General features: G+C 54.2%; 17 protein-coding genes and 1 pseudogene. 8 read left to right on the forward strand and 10 right to left on the reverse strand.

Annotation, left to right across the window (positions count from 1 at the left end):
* The 4 genes and pseudogenes from dmsB to ACOTXD_RS15195 all read right to left on the reverse strand — a co-directional run.
* Positions 1-233 (reverse strand): annotated as a pseudogene (dmsB, locus tag ACOTXD_RS15180) (dimethylsulfoxide reductase iron-sulfur subunit DmsB); the annotation flags it as partial.
* 10 nt (positions 234-243) lie between these two features.
* Entirely contained in the window at positions 244-2,682 is a 2,439-nt protein-coding gene (gene ynfE / locus ACOTXD_RS15185) for a selenate/tellurate reductase subunit YnfE (RefSeq protein ID WP_045617311.1), read from the reverse strand.
* Between the two features lie 130 nt (positions 2,683-2,812).
* Entirely contained in the window at positions 2,813-3,118 is a 306-nt protein-coding gene (locus tag ACOTXD_RS15190) for a DUF1161 domain-containing protein (RefSeq protein WP_003857424.1), read from the reverse strand.
* Between the two features lie 101 nt (positions 3,119-3,219).
* On the reverse strand, positions 3,220-4,074 hold the full coding sequence (locus ACOTXD_RS15195) for a benzoate transporter (protein WP_003857421.1): 855 nt from the start codon (positions 4,072-4,074) through the stop codon (positions 3,220-3,222).
* Between the two features lie 192 nt (positions 4,075-4,266).
* Between ACOTXD_RS15195 and ACOTXD_RS15200 the strand changes: the two genes are divergently transcribed.
* On the forward strand, positions 4,267-4,977 hold the full coding sequence (locus ACOTXD_RS15200; RefSeq protein ID WP_048243999.1) for a YnfC family lipoprotein: 711 nt from the start codon (positions 4,267-4,269) through the stop codon (positions 4,975-4,977).
* 17 nt (positions 4,978-4,994) lie between these two features.
* Here ACOTXD_RS15200 and speG read toward each other — a convergent pair whose 3' ends face one another.
* Together speG and ACOTXD_RS15210 are read right to left on the reverse strand one after the other, a co-directional pair.
* Complete coding sequence (gene speG / locus ACOTXD_RS15205; RefSeq protein WP_003857416.1) at positions 4,995-5,555, reverse strand: spermidine N1-acetyltransferase; 561 nt, start codon at positions 5,553-5,555, stop codon at positions 4,995-4,997.
* The gene (locus tag ACOTXD_RS15210) at positions 5,555-5,893 is read right to left on the reverse strand and encodes a DUF1283 family protein (RefSeq protein WP_421766452.1); all 339 of its coding nucleotides are present in this window, start codon (positions 5,891-5,893) and stop codon (positions 5,555-5,557) included. The genes speG and ACOTXD_RS15210 overlap by 1 nt, the downstream gene beginning before the upstream one ends.
* Before the next feature lie 150 nt (positions 5,894-6,043).
* On the opposite strand from ACOTXD_RS15210, the gene ACOTXD_RS15215 reads away from it, so the two are divergent.
* From ACOTXD_RS15215 to ACOTXD_RS15235, 5 genes are all read left to right on the forward strand, one after another.
* Entirely contained in the window at positions 6,044-6,370 is a 327-nt protein-coding gene (locus tag ACOTXD_RS15215) for a YnfA family protein (protein ID WP_003857412.1), read from the forward strand.
* Positions 6,371-6,481: 111 nt separating this feature from the next.
* Positions 6,482-7,696 carry a D-mannonate dehydratase ManD gene (manD, locus tag ACOTXD_RS15220; protein WP_023314071.1) on the forward strand — a complete coding sequence of 405 codons (1,215 nt, stop codon included), beginning with the start codon at positions 6,482-6,484 and terminating at the stop codon, positions 7,694-7,696.
* Positions 7,697-7,710: 14 nt separating this feature from the next.
* Positions 7,711-8,730: a Zn-dependent oxidoreductase gene (locus tag ACOTXD_RS15225; RefSeq protein WP_003857408.1), complete on the forward strand. Its 1,020-nt coding sequence runs from the start codon at positions 7,711-7,713 to the stop codon at positions 8,728-8,730.
* A 73-nt stretch (positions 8,731-8,803) separates the two neighbouring features.
* A complete protein-coding gene (locus ACOTXD_RS15230; RefSeq protein WP_023314073.1) occupies positions 8,804-10,183 on the forward strand; it encodes an MFS transporter in 1,380 nt (459 codons plus the stop codon).
* A gap of 223 nt (positions 10,184-10,406) precedes the next feature.
* Positions 10,407-11,870, forward strand: coding sequence for a mannitol dehydrogenase family protein (locus ACOTXD_RS15235; RefSeq protein ID WP_061856145.1), 1,464 nt, complete (start codon positions 10,407-10,409; stop codon positions 11,868-11,870).
* Positions 11,871-11,914: 44 nt separating this feature from the next.
* On the opposite strand, the gene ydfZ is transcribed toward ACOTXD_RS15235, so the two are convergent.
* Positions 11,915-12,118, reverse strand: coding sequence for a putative selenium delivery protein YdfZ (gene ydfZ, locus ACOTXD_RS15240; RefSeq protein ID WP_003857405.1), 204 nt, complete (start codon positions 12,116-12,118; stop codon positions 11,915-11,917).
* Positions 12,119-12,405: 287 nt separating this feature from the next.
* Here ydfZ and ACOTXD_RS15245 point away from each other — a divergent pair, with 287 nt between their 5' ends.
* Positions 12,406-12,837 (forward strand): universal stress protein, encoded by a 432-nt coding sequence (locus tag ACOTXD_RS15245; RefSeq protein ID WP_003857404.1) that lies wholly within the window; start codon positions 12,406-12,408, stop codon positions 12,835-12,837.
* A 35-nt stretch (positions 12,838-12,872) separates the two neighbouring features.
* Here ACOTXD_RS15245 and ACOTXD_RS15250 read toward each other — a convergent pair whose 3' ends face one another.
* On the reverse strand, positions 12,873-13,559 hold the full coding sequence (locus ACOTXD_RS15250) for a GntR family transcriptional regulator (protein ID WP_003857403.1): 687 nt from the start codon (positions 13,557-13,559) through the stop codon (positions 12,873-12,875).
* Between the two features lie 90 nt (positions 13,560-13,649).
* Positions 13,650-14,396 (reverse strand): bifunctional NADP-dependent 3-hydroxy acid dehydrogenase/3-hydroxypropionate dehydrogenase YdfG, encoded by a 747-nt coding sequence (gene ydfG / locus ACOTXD_RS15255; RefSeq protein WP_003857402.1) that lies wholly within the window; start codon positions 14,394-14,396, stop codon positions 13,650-13,652.
* A gap of 143 nt (positions 14,397-14,539) precedes the next feature.
* Here ydfG and dcp point away from each other — a divergent pair, with 143 nt between their 5' ends.
* Positions 14,540-16,573 carry a peptidyl-dipeptidase Dcp gene (dcp, locus tag ACOTXD_RS15260; RefSeq protein WP_061856144.1) on the forward strand — a complete coding sequence of 678 codons (2,034 nt, stop codon included), beginning with the start codon at positions 14,540-14,542 and terminating at the stop codon, positions 16,571-16,573.
* Positions 16,574-16,703: 130 nt separating this feature from the next.
* Here the strand turns inward: dcp and ACOTXD_RS15265 are convergent, their stop codons facing one another.
* Positions 16,704-17,495, reverse strand: coding sequence for a sulfite exporter TauE/SafE family protein (locus tag ACOTXD_RS15265; protein WP_032645704.1), 792 nt, complete (start codon positions 17,493-17,495; stop codon positions 16,704-16,706).
* Positions 17,496-17,579: the final 84 nt, after the last annotated feature.

Here is a 17,579-nt window from a genome sequence, read left to right on the forward strand (position 1 = left end):
ACCTTGGTGCAGGCCGGATCTTCGCAGTGGTTGCAGGCAATCGACAGGTAATAGGCGAAGACATTCTGATGCCAGACGCCGTTATCCTCCTGCCAGTCGCCGCCCGCATATTCATAAATACGACGGAAGCTAACGTCCGGGGTCAGGTCTTTGTAATCCTTGCAGGCCAGCTCGCAGGTTTTGCACCCGGTGCAGCGGCTGGAATCAATAAAAAATCCATACTGGGTTGTCATCGGTTAATCCTTATGCCTTCTCGATCTGCACCAGGTTCGTGTGCTGCGGGTTGCCTTTCGCCAGCGGTGACGGGCGGTGCGTGGTCAGGGTATTGATGCAGGAGCCGTGATCGACACGATCGCCGTTCATGTTGGCGTCATGCCAGGCGCCCTGGCCCATCGCGCTTACGCCGGGCATGATGCGCGGGGTGACTTTCGCAGCAATGCGCACTTCGCCGCGGTCGTTGAAGACGCGCACCATATCCCCATTTTTGATACCTCGTTGCTCTGCATCCACAGGGTTAAGCCACACCTCCTGGCGACAGGCGGCCTGGAGCACATCTACGTTGCCGTAACTGGAGTGGGTACGGGCTTTAAAGTGGAAACCGAACAGTTGCAGCGGGAATTTGCTGCGCTCGGGCGCGTCCCAGCCTTCAAAGGTTGAGGTATAGACCGGCAGCGGGGTGATGGTTTCGTCTTTTTGCAGTTCCCAGGTTGCCGCAATATCCGCCAGCTTGCTGGAGTAGATCTCGATTTTGCCCGACGGGGTTTTCAGCGGATTGGCATCCGGATCGTCACGGAATTTTTTATAGGCCACAAAATGTCCATTTGGATCTTTGCGCTTATAAATACCCATTTTTTTCAGCGCGTCGTAGGACGGCAGCAGCGGATCTTTGGCGACCATTTTGGCGTACAGGTAGCGCAGCCACTGCTCCTGCGTACGGCCTTCGGTGAATTTCTGATGGATATCCGGTCCGAGGCGTTTCGCCACTTCGCTCATGATCCAGTAAATGGGCTTGCGCTCGAACTTCGGGGCGGTAACCGGCTGGAGGAAAATCAGGTATCCCATGTTGCCGGCGTAATCGTTGGGGATGATATCTTCCTGCTCGACGGTCATCAGATCCGGCAGAACAATATCGGCATACTTCGCAGACGAGGTCATGAAGTTATCAATGACGACGATCGTTTCGCACTTGCTCTCATCCTGCAAAATGTCGTGAGTTTTGTTGATATCGGAGTGCTGGTTGATGATGGTATTACCCGCGTAGTTCCAGATGAACTTGATCGGCACATCGAGCTTATCTTTGCCGCGTACGCCGTCGCGCAGGGCGGTCATCTCCGGTCCACGCACGATGGCATCCGTCCAGCTGAAGCAGGAGATTTGCGTTTTCACCGGATTTTCCGGCAGCGGCATGCGTTCGATGGTGATGGTGTAGGTCGATTCGCGTGCGCCGCTGTTACCGCCGTTAATGCCGACGTTGCCGGTCAGGATCGGCAGCATGGCGATGGCGCGGGACGTTTGCTCCCCGTTTGCCTGACGCTGCGGGCCCCAGCCCTGGCAAATGTAGGCCGGTTTCGCCGAACCGATTTCACGGGCCAGCTTAATGATGCGTTCGGCAGGGATGCCCGTTATGCGAGACGCCCAATCCGGAGTTTTCGCGGTTTTGTCATCACCCTGGCCGAGAATATAGGCTTTGTAATGACCATTAGCTGGTGCGCCTTCCGGCAGGGTTTTTTCGTCATAACCCACGCAGTATTTATCGAGGAAAGGTTGATCGACAAGATTTTCATTAATCAGCACCCACGCAATACCTGCCACCAGCGCGGCATCGGTGCCCGGACGAATCGGGATCCACTCGTCTTCACGCCCTGCGGCAGTGTCGGTATAACGCGGATCGATAACGATCATCCGCGCGTTTGACCGTTCGCGCGCCTGCTCAAGGAAGTATGTGATCCCGCCGCCGCTCATGCGCGTTTCCGCCGGATTATTGCCGAACATCACCACCAGTTTGGTGTTTTCGATATCCGATGTGCTGTTGCCGTCGTTGCTGCCGTAGGTGTAGGGCATTGCGCAGGCGATCTGCGCGGTGCTGTAGGTGCCGTAGTGGCTGAGGAAGCCGCCGTAGCAGTTCATCAGGCGCGCGACCAGCGAGGCGTAAGGGGAGGAACGGGTGATGTTGCCGCCTACAATTCCGGAGGAGTAGTTAATGTAGACCGCTTCGTTGCCGTATTTTTCGACCACGCTTTTCAGACTCGTGGCGATGGTGTCCAGCGCTTCTTCCCAGGTGATACGCTCAAACTTGCCTTCTCCGCGTTTGCCCACGCGTTTCATCGGATAGTTCAGACGGTCTGGGTGATTGATGCGACGGCGAATTGAACGGCCTCGCAGGCAGGCGCGAACCTGATGGTTGCCGTAAACATCCTCGCCGGTATTATCCGTTTCAACCCAATAGACTTCGTCATCGCGAACGTGCAGACGCAGCGCACAACGGCTACCGCAGTTTACCGAGCAGGCGCCCCAGACGACTTTGTCATCTGCGGGCTGAATAGCGGACTGCACAGCGGCGGCGGCGCTTTTTAGACCAAAAGGTAATGCGATCCCACCGGCGGCAAGCGCCAGAGATCCTATGGCAGTAGATTTAACCAGAGTTCGACGGCTTATCCCGCCGTGATGTTCAACTTCGGACATGACTCACCCCATCATTGTTAATAATTATTTTCACCCGTGACTACAACCGGGCTAATGATGGGGGGGGTGTTACTTATTTAGAGGTATTAAATATTAATCCTCGTCAAATCAGGGGAATTGAGTGGGAAAATCATTGCGGCTCAGCGGGCGCATTCTCCTGCGTACCTGCGCCGCTCACCGGGTAGTTGCCGCTACTGGTGCGGGTGTACAAAATTTTGAAAGTATCGTTGGCACAATGCCCAACGACCTGCGCATCCGGCTGATCGGCCTGATCGTTCGGGACGATGTTCAGGGTAAAGCCAGACTCCGGTACGCCGTTGTTGATAATCTTCTGCTGAATGTCGCTTTTCACGCGCTCGCAGGAATCCGGGGCCGCAAGAAGAGCGGGTGAAGCACTCATTAACAGCAGGGCGGTAATCCAGGGTAACCGTTTCATCTGTAGCTCCTTTTCACTGTGTAGACTGTAAGCATAGCAGGCTAGGGTAAGCTTTTGTTTTTGGGTCTGTCTTTCTGAATTGTCCTGGAGCCCTGCCTGCGTCATAAAATAAATTGCGAATAATGGTGCTGATTGTCTACCAGATAAGAAGGCAGGGTGCGTTTTGATACCTCTTGCCTGACCAGTTTTCGGTCTCGTCCCCAGATATCTTCGGCGTTGGTGATAACCTTCATAATATGTTCCGGGTTATTGAATTCCGGCAGATCGTATTCGGTATGAGAAATGGTAGACATTTTTTCAGAAATTCTTTCTGGGGTCATTACCCAGGAGAAATGCCAGCCGCCATCTTTCACAATCTTATTATTGATTTTTAGCCAGTTCCATTTAAACCATGACCAGTTTTTATCTTTGCGCGCACGCTTCCAGTTTCGGAAAGATTCAGGCTCACCGTGGAAGAAATGCTTAAGGTTGTAATAGGACGTCGCGCGCGGCAAAGTACATTTTCTAGGCGTACCATCCGTGTTGTGAACCTGGAGATTAAACTGATAGTTGAATACGTTTTGATGAATAGTCGTGCAGAGCGCGCGCGGATTAATGGCCCTGACCGTGTCGGGAGAGAAGATTTCGTCAACGTCTGACACCAGAATCAGATCGTCGTCTGCCGCGTCTTTTAACCCGTTCATAATGGAGTTGCGAAGCGCTGCTTCATTTGCCCATGCATCAACCTGGTTATTATCCGCCCGGTTTAAAATAGGCTGCGCGTCAAAAGGCACGTAAATGATTTTGTCTTTGAATTTGGCAAACTTCGTAATATCGAAATGCAATTCTCGCGGTATGCCCGTAAAAGAGTGTGTTGCTTCTACAATGACAAAACGGTCAACGACATCAGCGAGAGTATGTAATCTGATGTCGAGCAACATATCTTCGTCATAGTATAAAAAACAGTCGTAAATCATGATGTTAACCCGAAAATTTAAGAATCTAATTTTATAATAGTGTGGAATCTTCCGCGCCCAAAGTAGCCACTTTGGCAGGTCTCGTCAATGCAAACGACGGATTTATAAAGCGCGAAGAGTCAAATGAAGTGCTGTTATGTAAGTTGCTGTATTTGCTAATATGATTGTATCTCTCTCTGAACGGTAAATGATGTGAACAAATACGCAGCGATAACGCTACTGGCAACGGTACTGGTGGGATGCGACAACAACTCCGCGCCGCTGTCATTTACGCCGGAGATGGCGAGCTTTTCGAACGAGTTTGACTTTGATCCTCTGCGCGGGCCGGTGAAGGATTTTACCCAGACGCTGTTTAACGATAAGGGTGAAGTCTCTAAACGTGTGACCGGCACGATGTCAACGGAAGGGTGTTTCGATACGCTTGAACTGCACGATCTCGAAGCGAATACGGGCGTTGCGCTGGTGCTGGATGCTAACTACTACGTCGATGCGGAAACCCAGCAGCAGAAGGTAAAGTTGCAGGGGAAATGCCAGCTGGCGGAACTGCCGTCTGCCGGCCTGACGTGGGACACCGACGATAACGGGTTTGTGGTTGCAGCGCACAGTAAAGAGATGGAAGTGAAGTACCAGTATGACGCCGACGGCTATCCGCTGGGTAAAACTACGGTTTCCGGCGACCAGCGTTTATCGGTCAAGTCGGTGCCTTCGAAAGATCTGCGCAAGCGCATGGATTATACGGCGGTAAGCCTGTTGAACGATAAACCGATGGGCAATGTAAAGCAGAGCTGTGATTACGATCGCCACAACAACCCGGTGAACTGTGAGCTGGTGATCACAGATGACAGCGTCAAACCTGCCGTTGAGCGCAAGTACACCATCAAAAACAGCATTGAATATTATTGAGAATAAAACCGCGCAGGTTACTGCGCGGTAGGTTTAAGCAGGCTGGCGGAGGAGGACTTATGCCCGGCCAGATGCTGATGCTGGAAAATGCACATGCGTATGGTGTTACGGTATTCGCCGTTAATAAAGAACTCATGGATCAGTTCACCTTCCACCATAAAGCCCAGCTTACGGTAGATATGAATCGCTTTTTCGTTCTCTTTGTCGACGATAAGGTAAAGCTTGTAGAGATTCAGGACGTTAAACCCGTAATCCATCGCCAGCTTTGCCGCTCGCGACGCAAGACCTTTCCCCTGGTGCTCCGGTGAAATAATGATCTGAAATTCCGCCCGACGGTGAACGTGGTTGATCTCAACCAGTTCAACCAGCCCGGCTTTTTCACCTTCGCACTCCACCACAAACCGGCGTTCACTCTGATCGTGGATATGCTTATCGTAGAGATCGGACAGCTCGACAAACGCCTCATAAGGCTCTTCAAACCAGTAGCGCATCACGCTGGCATTGTTGTCGAGCTGGTGAACAAAGCGTAAATCTTCGCGCTCCAGCGGACGGAGCTTAACGTCACACGGCGTCGACATTACGGTGCTACCGTGCGGCCAGTGCGACGATCGAGACAGCGCAGGGTGTTAGGCTCCCAGTAAGTGTTGACGTTGGCACTTTGCTGGCATTTGTCGCGGGCATCAAACGCGACGTCTTCTTTATCCCACTCTTTCTCCACGCGCTTATTCACTTTCTGACGCAGGCTGCGGGTGTCATTCCATTGTTCTTTGTCCATGGCAGCATTCTGGCGGCTTTGCGCGCTGTCACCAGACTCAATGATGAGTTTGCTGGTTTCGGCTGATGCCGTTGCGGCGAAGGCGAACGAGGACAGTGCCAGTGCGGCTGTCAGACAAAGGCGTTTGCTTAATGTAGTCATAGCGTTTCCTTTAAACGGGTGCAGACAATCGGATTACCCCGTTGGATTCTACACCAATCCGAAAGGGTGTCATACCCGCGCGGCAGGTATGGGAACGATGTGAACATTATCGCGTATGATGTCTAAATCAATCCTCACGAAACGAGAAAAATGTTCAAAACGACGCTGCTTTTTTTCGCGACCGCGCTGTGCGAAATCATCGGATGCTTTTTGCCGTGGCTCTGGCTAAAGCGGGGCGCTTCCGCGCTGCTGCTGATCCCGGCGGGTGTGTCCCTGGCCCTTTTTGTCTGGCTGCTCACCCTGCATCCGGCCGCCAGCGGGCGGGTATATGCGGCCTACGGCGGAGTGTATGTCTGTACCGCGCTGCTGTGGCTGCGCGTTGTCGATGGCGTCAGGCTAAGCCTGTATGACTGGGCAGGCGCGCTGATTGCCCTGTGCGGCATGTTGATCATCGTGGCCGGTTGGGGACGCGCATAAGCGTCCTTATAGTGTGATCGCCCGCTGATTTTACGATCATTATACTTGTATGGTAGTAGTGTAGTTGCGTAAATTTCCTCCATCACAACGAGCGATGTAAGGAAATGGATTATGAAGATTGTCGGGGCTGAAGTATTTGTCACCTGCCCGGGGCGTAACTTTGTCACCCTTAAAATTACGACCGATGAAGGCATTGTCGGCTTGGGTGATGCCACGCTGAACGGACGCGAACTTTCCGTTGCCTCTTACCTGAAAGATCACCTGTGCCCTCAGCTGATTGGCCGCGATGCGCACCGCATCGAAGATATCTGGCAGTTCTTCTATAAAGGCGCTTACTGGCGTCGTGGTCCGGTCACCATGTCAGCGATTTCTGCCGTGGATATGGCGCTATGGGACATTAAGGCGAAAGCCGCGAACATGCCGCTCTATCAGCTTCTGGGCGGGGCTTCCCGGGAAGGGGTGATGGTTTATTGTCACACCACCGGGCACACCATTGACGACGTGCTGGAAGATTATGCCCGTCATAAAGAGATGGGCTTCAAGGCAATTCGCGTGCAGTGCGGCGTGCCGGGAATGAAAACCACCTACGGCATGGCCAAAGGCAAAGGGCTGGCGTATGAACCTGCGACCAAGGGCGCCTGGCCGGAAGAGCAGCTGTGGTCCACCGAGAAATACCTCGACTTCACGCCCAAACTGTTCGACGCAGTGCGCAGCCAGTTCGGTTTCAGTGAACATCTCCTTCACGACATGCACCACCGTCTGACGCCCATCGAAGCGGCGCGGTTCGGCAAAAGTATTGAAGATTACCGCCTGTTCTGGATGGAAGATCCGACTCCCGCTGAAAACCAGGAGTGTTTCCGCCTGATCCGCCAGCACACCGTCACGCCAATTGCGGTGGGGGAAGTGTTCAACAGCATCTGGGACTGCAAGCAGCTGATTGAAGAGCAGCTCATTGACTATATCCGCGCCACCATAACCCATGCGGGCGGCATCACCGGGATGCGTCGCATTGCGGACTTTGCCTCACTCTACCAGGTGCGTACCGGCTCACACGGCCCGTCGGATCTGTCGCCGATTTGCCACGCCGCGGCGCTGCATTTTGACCTGTGGGTACCGAACTTTGGTGTGCAGGAGTATATGGGTTATTCAGAGCAGATGCTGGAAGTGTTCCCGCACAGCTGGCGCTTCGATAACGGCTATATGCACCCGGGCGACAAGCCAGGGCTGGGCATTGAGTTTGATGAGAAGCTGGCAGCGAAATACCCGTACGATCCGGCTTATCTGCCGGTGGCCCGTCTGGAAGACGGCACTCTCTGGAACTGGTAAACGAGGAGCGAATGATGAAAAGCGTAGTGATCCAACAGCCGAATGCGCTGGAGATTGAGGAGCGTCCTCTCCCGTTGCCTGGGGCAGGCGACGTCCGCGTCAAAATTAAGCTCGCCGGTATCTGCGGTTCAGACAGCCATATCTATCGCGGGCATAACCCGTTTGCAAAATATCCGCGGGTAATCGGTCACGAATTCTTTGGCGAAATAGACGCGGTTGGCGAAGGCGTGGAGGGCACCCGACTGGGTCAGCGCGTTTCGGTGGATCCGGTGATCAGCTGCGGGCACTGCTACCCCTGTTCCGTTGGTAAACCGAACGTTTGCACCTCGCTGGTGGTGCTGGGCGTCCATCGCGACGGTGGTTTCAGCGAATACGCCGTCGTGCCGGCGAAAAATGCTTGGCACATTCCGGATGCGATCCCTGACAAACACGCGGTGATGGTTGAGCCATTCACCATTGCCGCCAACGTGACGGGGCAGGCGAAACCCACCGAACAGGACGTGGCGCTGATCTACGGCGCAGGCCCGATGGGGCTGGTCACCGTGCAGGCGCTGAAGGGCGTTTACAAGGTGAAGCAGGTCATCGTGGTAGATCGCATTGATGAGCGGCTGGAGATGGCGCAACGCAGCGGCGCAGACTGGGTCTTCAACAACGGCGAGCAGTCGTTACAGACTGCGCTGGATGAAAAAGGCATCAAGCCGACATTAATCATCGATGCTGCCTGTCATCCGTCCATTTTGCAGGAAGCGATTACGCTGGCGTCTCCGGCGGCGCGCATCGTGCTGATGGGATTTTCCAGCGACCCGAGCCAGATCGTGCAGCAGGGGATCACCGGCAAAGAGCTGTCGATCTTCTCTTCGCGCCTGAATGCCAACAAATTCCCGGTGGTCATTGACTGGCTGGAAAAAGGGCTGATCGACCCTGAAAAACTGGTCACCCATACATTTGACTATCACCACGTTACAGACGCCATCGAACTGTTTGAAAAAGACCAGCGGCAGTGCTGCAAAGTCTTGCTCACGTTCGACCAATAATAATTCACGCGGTTAAGAGCCTGCGAAGACAGGCTCTAAGTGGTACGCATCTTACCTTTCAGAGATAGCCATTATGACTCAAGCACAACCTCAAAGAAGTACGTCAGATTTGGTGAAAGCCGCCGTATCTGGCTGGCTGGGCACCGCCCTGGAATTTATGGATTTCCAGCTCTACTCCCTTGGCGCCGCGCTGGTGTTTCATGAAATTTTCTTCCCTGAGCAATCGGCGGCCATGGCGCTGATCCTGGCGATGGGCACCTACGGCGCAGGCTACATCGCGCGTATCGTCGGGGCATTTATCTTCGGCAGAATGGGCGACAGAATTGGCCGTAAAAAAGTGCTGTTTATCACCATCACCATGATGGGGATCTGTACCACCTTAATCGGCGTGCTACCGACCTACGCGCAGATCGGGATTTTCGCACCGGTGCTGCTGGTGACGCTGCGTATTATTCAGGGGCTTGGCGCGGGGGCAGAAATCTCCGGTGCGGGCACCATGCTGGCGGAGTACGCGCCGAAGGGTAAACGCGGCATCATCTCCTCGCTGGTGGCCATGGGCACCAACTGCGGAACGCTGAGCGCCACGGCGATCTGGGCCGTGATGTTCTTTGCCCTCGATCGTGAAGAACTTATTGCCTGGGGCTGGCGCGTGCCATTCCTCGCCAGCGTGGTGGTGATGATCTTCGCCATCTGGCTGCGTATGAACCTTAAAGAGAGCCCGGTGTTTGAGAAGGTTAACGACGCCGAAACCGTTGCGCCAGCGGCGGCGCAGGATACCTCATTAGGCGCGATGTTTAAGAGCAAATCGTTCTGGCTGGCGACGGGGCTGCGCTTTGGGCAGGCCGGTAACTCTGGGCTTATCCAGACCTTCCTTGCCGGGTATCTGGTGCAGACGCTGTTATTTGATAAGGCGATCCCAACCGATGCGCTGATGATCAGTTCGATTCTCGGCTTCCTCACCATTCCGCTGCTGGGCTGGCTGTCCGATAAAGTGGGGCGCCGTCTGCCGTATATCATCCTTAACATTTCAGCCATTATTCTGGCTTACCCGATGCTGTCGATTATTGTTGATAAGAGTTACGCGCCGGGCGTGATTATGCTCTCTATCATCGTTATTCATAACTTTGCGGTCCTCGGGCTGTTTGCGCTGGAAAACATCACCATGGCAGAGATGTTTGGTTCGCGGAACCGCTTTACCCGCATGGCAATCTCGAAAGAGGCGGGAGGGCTGGTGGCCGTAGGCTTTGGTCCGGTGCTGGCGGGGATCTTCTGCAATATGACCGGGTCCTGGTGGCCAATTGTGGCGATGCTGGTGGCGTACTCGCTGATTGGGCTGGTCTCCGCTTTGCTGATGCCGGAAGTGCGCGACCGCGATCTGAGTGAAGCCGAAGATGCAGCCGAAGCGCCGCATAAAGAAGCGGTAGCCTACGGCGCGCTCTCTTCACGCCGCTAGTGGTTTACATCTTGTGTTACCTGTCACACAACTTTTTACTGATGTCACACCACATGGCGAAAAGTTAATGTAAATCAAGATCTGAAAACGACGTATCAGTATGGTTAATGGCAGCGTTTTTTGACTCCGACTGCCATTCTAGTTGGTGTAGTCAGCAGGCGCTGCCGCTCTGAAAAGGAAGCGGCAGCGGATCACAGCGTTCATTAATTAACGAGTCTCAATCATGGAAAACCAGTTATTACAGGCGAAGGCAACGCGTCCTCAGTACGATCGCGACAGCCTCAAGGCACGCATTGTTCATTTAGGGTTTGGCGCGTTCCACCGCGCGCACCAGGCGGTGTACACCGATATACTCGCCGCAGAACAGGGCAGCGACTGGGGTTACTGCGAAGTTAACCTGATTGGCGGCGAACAGCAGATCGCCGATCTGAAGGCACAGGATAACCTTTATACCGTAGCAGAGATGTCTGCCGATGCGTGGACAGCGCGCGTGGTCGGCGTCGTCAAAAACGCGCTGCATGCGCAGGTCGACGGGCTGGAAACCGTGTTGGCGGCGCTGTGCGAGCCACAGGTCGCCATTGTTTCCCTGACCATCACCGAGAAAGGGTATTGCCATTCCCCGGCAACAGGACAACTGATGTTCGATCATCCGTTAATCGTTGCCGACCTGCAAAACCCCCATCAGCCGAAATCTGCGCCGGGCGTCGTGGTTGAAGCGTTGGCGCGGCGTAAGGCGGCGGGGCTGCCAGCATTCAGCGTGATGTCATGCGATAACATGCCGGAGAACGGCCACGTGATGCGCAATGTCACCTGCGCCTACGCGCGCGCTGTTGACGGCGAACTGGCCGACTGGATTGAAGCGAACGTCACCTTCCCGTCAACCATGGTGGACCGTATTGTGCCCGCCGTCACGGCTGACACGCTGGATAAAATCGAACAGCTGACCGGCGTACGCGATCCGGCAGGTGTCGCCTGCGAGCCGTTCCGCCAGTGGGTGGTGGAAGATAATTTCGTCGCCGGACGTCCAAAGTGGGAAAAGGCCGGTGCGGAACTGGTTTCTGATGTCATTCCGTTTGAAGAGATGAAGCTGCGAATGCTTAACGGCAGCCACTCGTTCCTGGCCTATCTCGGCTACCTTGCCGGTTATCAGCACATTAACGACTGCATGGAAGATGAACATTATCGCGCAGCCGCGCATGCGCTGATGCTGAAAGAGCAGGCGCCGACTCTGAAAGTGAAGGGGGTGGATTTAGCTCACTATGCTGACCTGTTGATCGCGCGCTACAGCAATCCGGCCCTGCGTCACCGCACCTGGCAAATCGCCATGGACGGTAGCCAGAAATTGCCGCAGCGGATGCTCGATTCCGTGCGCTGGCACCTGGTCCACCAGAAACCCTTCCCGCTGCTGGCCCTCGGTGTGGCGGGCTGGATGCGTTATGTCGGCGGTGTGGATGAGCAGGGTAACCTGATTGAGGTGAGCGACCCGCAGCTGGCGGTGATTCAGGCGGCGGTAAACGGTAGCGCTGAAGGCGAAAGCCGCGTTAATGCGCTGTTGGGCATTGAGGCTATTTTCGGTAACGAGCTGCCGAAGGACGCGGTGTTTGTGGCGGCGGTCAAGCAGGCTTATCAGACGTTGCTGCAAAAAGGCGCGAAGGCCACGGTTGCTGAGTACGCCACCCGGCTTTAACGCTATGACATGCCGCCGTCCGCGGCGGCATGTCGGGGCGCAGCTTAGTGCATCCCCAGGCGAATCAGCTCAATCGGTTCGAACTTACCTTCGCATCCTTCCACTTCAACCGTTTTACCACGACGCACCTGCTCGGCATTAAGGCCGTCGCTGTGGATCGCTTTAATCACGCCGAACTGACCTGTGCCGCTAATCATGACGCGGCTGCCAGTGGTGATTGCATTTCGGTTACGGTCGTATGTCATCATGGTATTTTCTCCTCTCGTACTTATCCGCTACGGCGCTAATTCGACGGCTGCCGTACACGGGGCACTATTAATACGCCTCTCTTTAACGAAATTATTTGCTTTTGATCAAGCTCACACTTTTTTCTTATTTCATGCAGGCGTTGACGGTTCAGGACACCACTTTACAAAGCGGACAGTTATTTTCCTTAATTGATAGTTTCCGGATGCAAGTGTTTAGGCTTTGTTTATATCCACAATGTCATTCTGGAGACAGAAAATAACCCTTCATCGGAAAAGGAGTCAGGCTTATGTATAAGAAAATTTTGATGCCTGTTGACGTGTTTGAAATGGATTTGAGCGATAAAGCGGTACGCCATGCGGTCAACCTCGCGAAGGCGGAAGGCGCGACGATCACCCTGGTCAACATTCTCCCTAACAGCAGCCGTTCGTTACTGCGGGGGTTCAATGCCGATATTAAGAAGTTCGAAGAGTATATGACCGCCGAGTCTGATAAGAAGATGAAGGCGCTGAAACGGCTCTTTGATATGTCCCCGGAAAATATTGATTGTGAAGTTCGCTTCGGCAACGTACGCGATGAAATCATCAAGCTCAGCAAAGAGGGGAAATATGACGTTATTGTTATTGGATCAAGAAACCCGAGCATGACAACCCATCTGCTGGGTTCAAATGCTGAAACTATCCTGCGCTACGCCACTATACCGGTATTAGTGGTCCGCTAATTACTTCGCCGCAACCGAAAGGGGGCGGCGAGGTTTTATTCTTCGCTGAACCACTCGCGGTTTTCCTGACGAATTAACTGAACTGACTCACTAATTTCCTGAAGGTGAAGCGTCATCGCTTTATCAACGGCTTCCACGTCGCGTTTTTCCAGCGCGCTGAAAATATCATGATGCTGGCGCAGCAACATCTCTGGCGGAGAAACATGGTCGAGGCTCATGTAGCGCACGCGGTCGATGGTCGCTTTGATGTTTTCAACGGTATCCCACGCGAGCTGGCACTCGGCGATCTGCGCCAGTTTCTGGTGAAACTCGTCGTCCAGCTGGAAAAAGTCGTTTAACTGTTTGCGGTCGATGGCGATTCGTTGCTGATGCAGGTTTTGCTCCAGCAGGTAGCACTGGTTATCGTTGATGAGCGACGCGGCGCGACGCACCACGGCGCACTCGATGGCCTGGCGAACAAAACAGCCATTCCGTACCTGCGAAAGCGAAATTTTATTTACATAGCTGCCGCGCTGTGGGCGGATCTGAATAAGTCCGTTTTCTGCGAGTTTAATAAACGCCTCGCGCACGGGCTGACGGGAAACGTCAAAACGTACCGAAACCTCTTTTTCTGAGAGTGGCGTTCCCGGTGGGATCAGGCAGCGAACAATATCACGGCGTAAGATGCGATATATTTGCTGATTAACGGGCTGGGTAGGATTAAGTTGCGATTCAGCGGCCATGGGTTGTGATTTCTCAGAGAGTTAACCTGAACATACTACCATTCTTTTCCCTGCCATCACATACCCGGCCCGCAGGCCGGGAAGGGTGAATTACCCGCGATGCACGCTGAGTCCGGCATAGGTCTGGCTGACGGGCATCATCTCAACCGTGTTGATGTTGACATGCTTTGGCAAATTCGCGACCCACCAGACGGTTTCGGTGATATCTTCCGGCGTCAGCGCATTCGCGTTTTCATAGGTTTTATCCGCTTTCGCGTCATCGCCTTTGAAACGCACGTTGGAGAATTCGGTTCCGCCTACCAGACCCGGTTCAACATCGGTCACGCGGATCGCGGTTCCGTGCAGGTCGGTGCGCAGGTTCAGACTGAACTGGCGGACAAAGGCTTTGGTCGCGCCATAGACGTTGCCGCCCGCGTAAGGCCAGCTTCCGGCGGTGGAACCGATGTTAATGATATGACCACGGTTACGTTCAACCATGCCCGGCAGCACGGCGCGGGTCATGTACACCAGGCCTTTGTTGTTGGTGTCGATCATGTTCTCCCAGTCTTCCACGCTGGCTTTGTGAGCAGGCTCCATACCCAGCGCCAGGCCAGCGTTATTGACCAGCACGTCAATTTCACGCCATTCGGCAGGCAGGTTGGCAATCATCTCTTCAATGACGGCGCGGTTGCGGACGTCCAGCTGTGCGGTCAGAATGCTGTCACCCAGCTCGTCTTTTAGCTCCTGCAAACGCTCCTGACGACGCCCCGTTGCAATCACTTTGTGTCCGTTGGCGACGAAGCGACGCGTGATGCTTTCACCAAAACCCGCTGTCGCCCCGGTAACTAAAATAATCATCTCACTGTTCCTCAACGCTTTTTGTGTTGTACTAACATAGCACGCTCTCCGGCACGTCGTTAAGGCAACATTTGTATGACGCCATTGCAGGCTGGCGCAGGCTGGCCTACTCTGGGGAGAAATACCGTGCACAGGAGTAAACGATGTCGGTCAACAATCCTTTTTTTGAAATTAGCCTGTTGCCTTATCAGGCGCCACGTTTTGATGCGATCAACGACAGCCATTATCGCCCGGCGTTTGATGAAGCAATGCGCCTGAAGCGTGCAGACATTGACGCGATTATCGCGCAGCGCGCCGCGCCGGACTTCGATAACACCGTGCTGGCGCTGGAAAAGAGCGGGGCCATGCTGTCGCGCGTCAGCAGCGTGTTCTTCGCCATGACGTCCGCACACACCAACGATTATCTTCAGGCACTGGACGAGCAGTTCTCCACCGAACTGGCCGGGCTGGCGAACGATATCTGGCTAAACGATACGCTTTTCGCCCGCGTGGAAGCCGTCTGGCAGGATCGCGAGGCGCTGGATGCCGAATCCCGCCGACTGACGGAGGAGACGTATCAGCACTTTGTTCTTGCGGGCGCGCGTCTGAACGCCGATGAAAAAGCCGAGCTGAAATCTCTGAATACCGAAGCCGCCACCCTGACCAGCCAGTTCAACCAGCGCCTGCTCGCGGCGAATAAGGCGGGAGGGCTGGTGGTGGACGATGTTCGCCAGCTTGACGGGCTCAGTGCGGAGGAGATGGCTGCCGCGGCTCACGCTGCCGCAGAAAAAGGGCTGAAGGAGCGCTGGCTGATCCCGCTTTTGAATACCACGCAACAGCCCGCGCTGGCGGCGCTGGCGTTGCGCGAGACCCGTAAAAAGTTGTTCAGCGCGGGCTGGGAACGCACTCAGAAAGGCGACGAAAACGATACGCGCGAGTTGATCCGTCGGCTTACCGCGTTACGGGCAAGACAGGCGCAGCTGCTCGGCTTTGACAACTATGCGAGCTGGAGCATTGCCGATCAAATGGCGAAAACGCCGGAAGCCGCGCTCGAATTCATGCGCGGAATAGTGCCTGCGGCGCGCGGCAGGGCTGCGCTGGAGCAGGCGGATATTCAGAAAGTCATCGACGACGAGCAGGGCGGTTTTACGGTGCAGGCCTGGGACTGGGCGTTTTATGCCGAACGCGTGCGCTCAGCGAAATACGCGCTGGATGAGTCGCAGATCAAACCCTATTTCGCGCTCAATACCGTGCTTGAAGATGGCGTATTCTGGACCGCCACGCAGCTGTTCGGTATTCGTTTTGTCGAGCGTTTCGATATTCCGGTTTATCACCCGGATGTTCGCGTGTGGGAGATTTTCGACCACACGGGTGAAGGCATGGCGCTGTTCTATGGCGACTTTTTCGCGCGTGATTCCAAAGCGGGCGGTGCGTGGATGGGGAATTTTGTTGAGCAGTCTTACGAGTTTGCTGCGCGTCCGGTGATTTATAACGTCTGCAACTATCAAAAACCGGCGAACGGGCAAACCGCGCTGATCTCCTGGGATGATGTGATTACCCTGTTCCACGAGTTTGGCCATACCCTGCATGGTCTGTTTGCCAGCCAGCGCTATGCCACGCTTTCAGGCACCAACACGCCGCGTGATTTCGTTGAATTTCCGTCGCAGATCAATGAACACTGGGCCAGCCATCCGCAGGTGTTTGCGCACTTTGCTCGTCATTATCAAACCGGCGAACCGATGCCGGATGCGCTGCGGGAAAAAATGCTCAATGCGACCCAGTTTAACAAGGGTTATGACATGACGGAGCTATTGAGCGCCGCGCTGCTGGATATGAACTGGCACGGCATTCAGGAGCTCGTTGAAGACGTGGAAGCCTTTGAAGCCGCCGCGTTGAAAAAAGAGGGGTTGGATCTTCCAGCCGTACCGCCGCGCTATCGCAGCAGCTATTTCGCCCATATCTTCGGCGGCGGGTACGCGGCGGGGTATTACGCTTACCTGTGGACGCAAATGCTGGCGGACGATGGCTATCAGTGGTTTGTCGAGCAGGGTGGTTTGACCCGCGAAAACGGACAGACATTCCGCGAGGCGATTTTGTCCCGCGGCAACAGCACTGATCTAGCTGAACTTTACCGGAACTGGCGCGGGCACGATCCGAAGATCGAACCGATGCTGGAGAACCGCGGATTGAGTGCGTAAGGCTTTTTTAGTGTTTAAACAGAACCGGGCGCGAGGCCCGGTTTTTTGTACGCTTTGGTCCGCTTTGTGTCTGAAAGGTACATTGAGACAGGTATAATTACGGGCCATTAGTCGCTGCGATAAAAGAGGGTTACTGAAATAGCATCGCCAGTAACACCAGGAACAGCAGCATGACATAGATTCGTGCGTGCCAAATATCAGGTACAGCAGGTATAACCCGACGGCTAAAAACTATTCCTGCCCAGCCTGTTAGTACCAACATACCTAAAATTTTCAGATTGATAAAACCGAGAAATCCATTCACAGGAATAGTTTGCCAGCCAATAACTGCATACGTCACGGCACCACATAGCGCGACGGGCAGGGAAAGCGGATTAGAAGCACTAATGCATTCACGCATCGCATAACCATGGCGCCGTAACAGGGGTACCGTCATTACGCTTCCGCCCACGCCAAGCAATGCGGCTATCATACCAATGGTCACTCCGCCGCCCGTTACTACAGGAAATGACAAGCGACGCAGAGAACTTCCTCCGAGAAAACCCTTACGCAACAAACAATCGCTGATTGTTGCCAGCATGTAGAAAATGAACAGCGCGCGAACAACACTCTCACTAAATATTCCTGCCAGACAGGAACCCATGATAGCCCCAATGGCTATAAACCATAGTAACGGGAATAACATTTGCGATGAAAGCTCGCAAGCTCGCCAGTTTCGATAGGTGACCCAGCCCGCGTTAAATATCATCACCGATGTAGAGGTAGCAACCGCGATATGCATGGCGTTTAGTGCCAGTTCGGTCTGCCGTAGCATTAGTTGATAAACGAATGGTACTACGACAAAGCCGCCGCCAAAGCCAAAAAGCACGGTGGTAATACCGGTAGTAAAGCCTGCCAGCGCAATGATTGCGATATCATTCAAAATCATACCCTCGACCTGAAAATGATTTCGCAGCTTATACCGGTAGCGTCCTGCTTCCCATTCGCGCCGCGCTCAATTACCTTT

The organism is Enterobacter cloacae complex sp. CDL013 (genome assembly GCF_049238805.1).
Lineage (GTDB): Bacteria > Pseudomonadota > Gammaproteobacteria > Enterobacterales > Enterobacteriaceae > Enterobacter > Enterobacter hormaechei_C.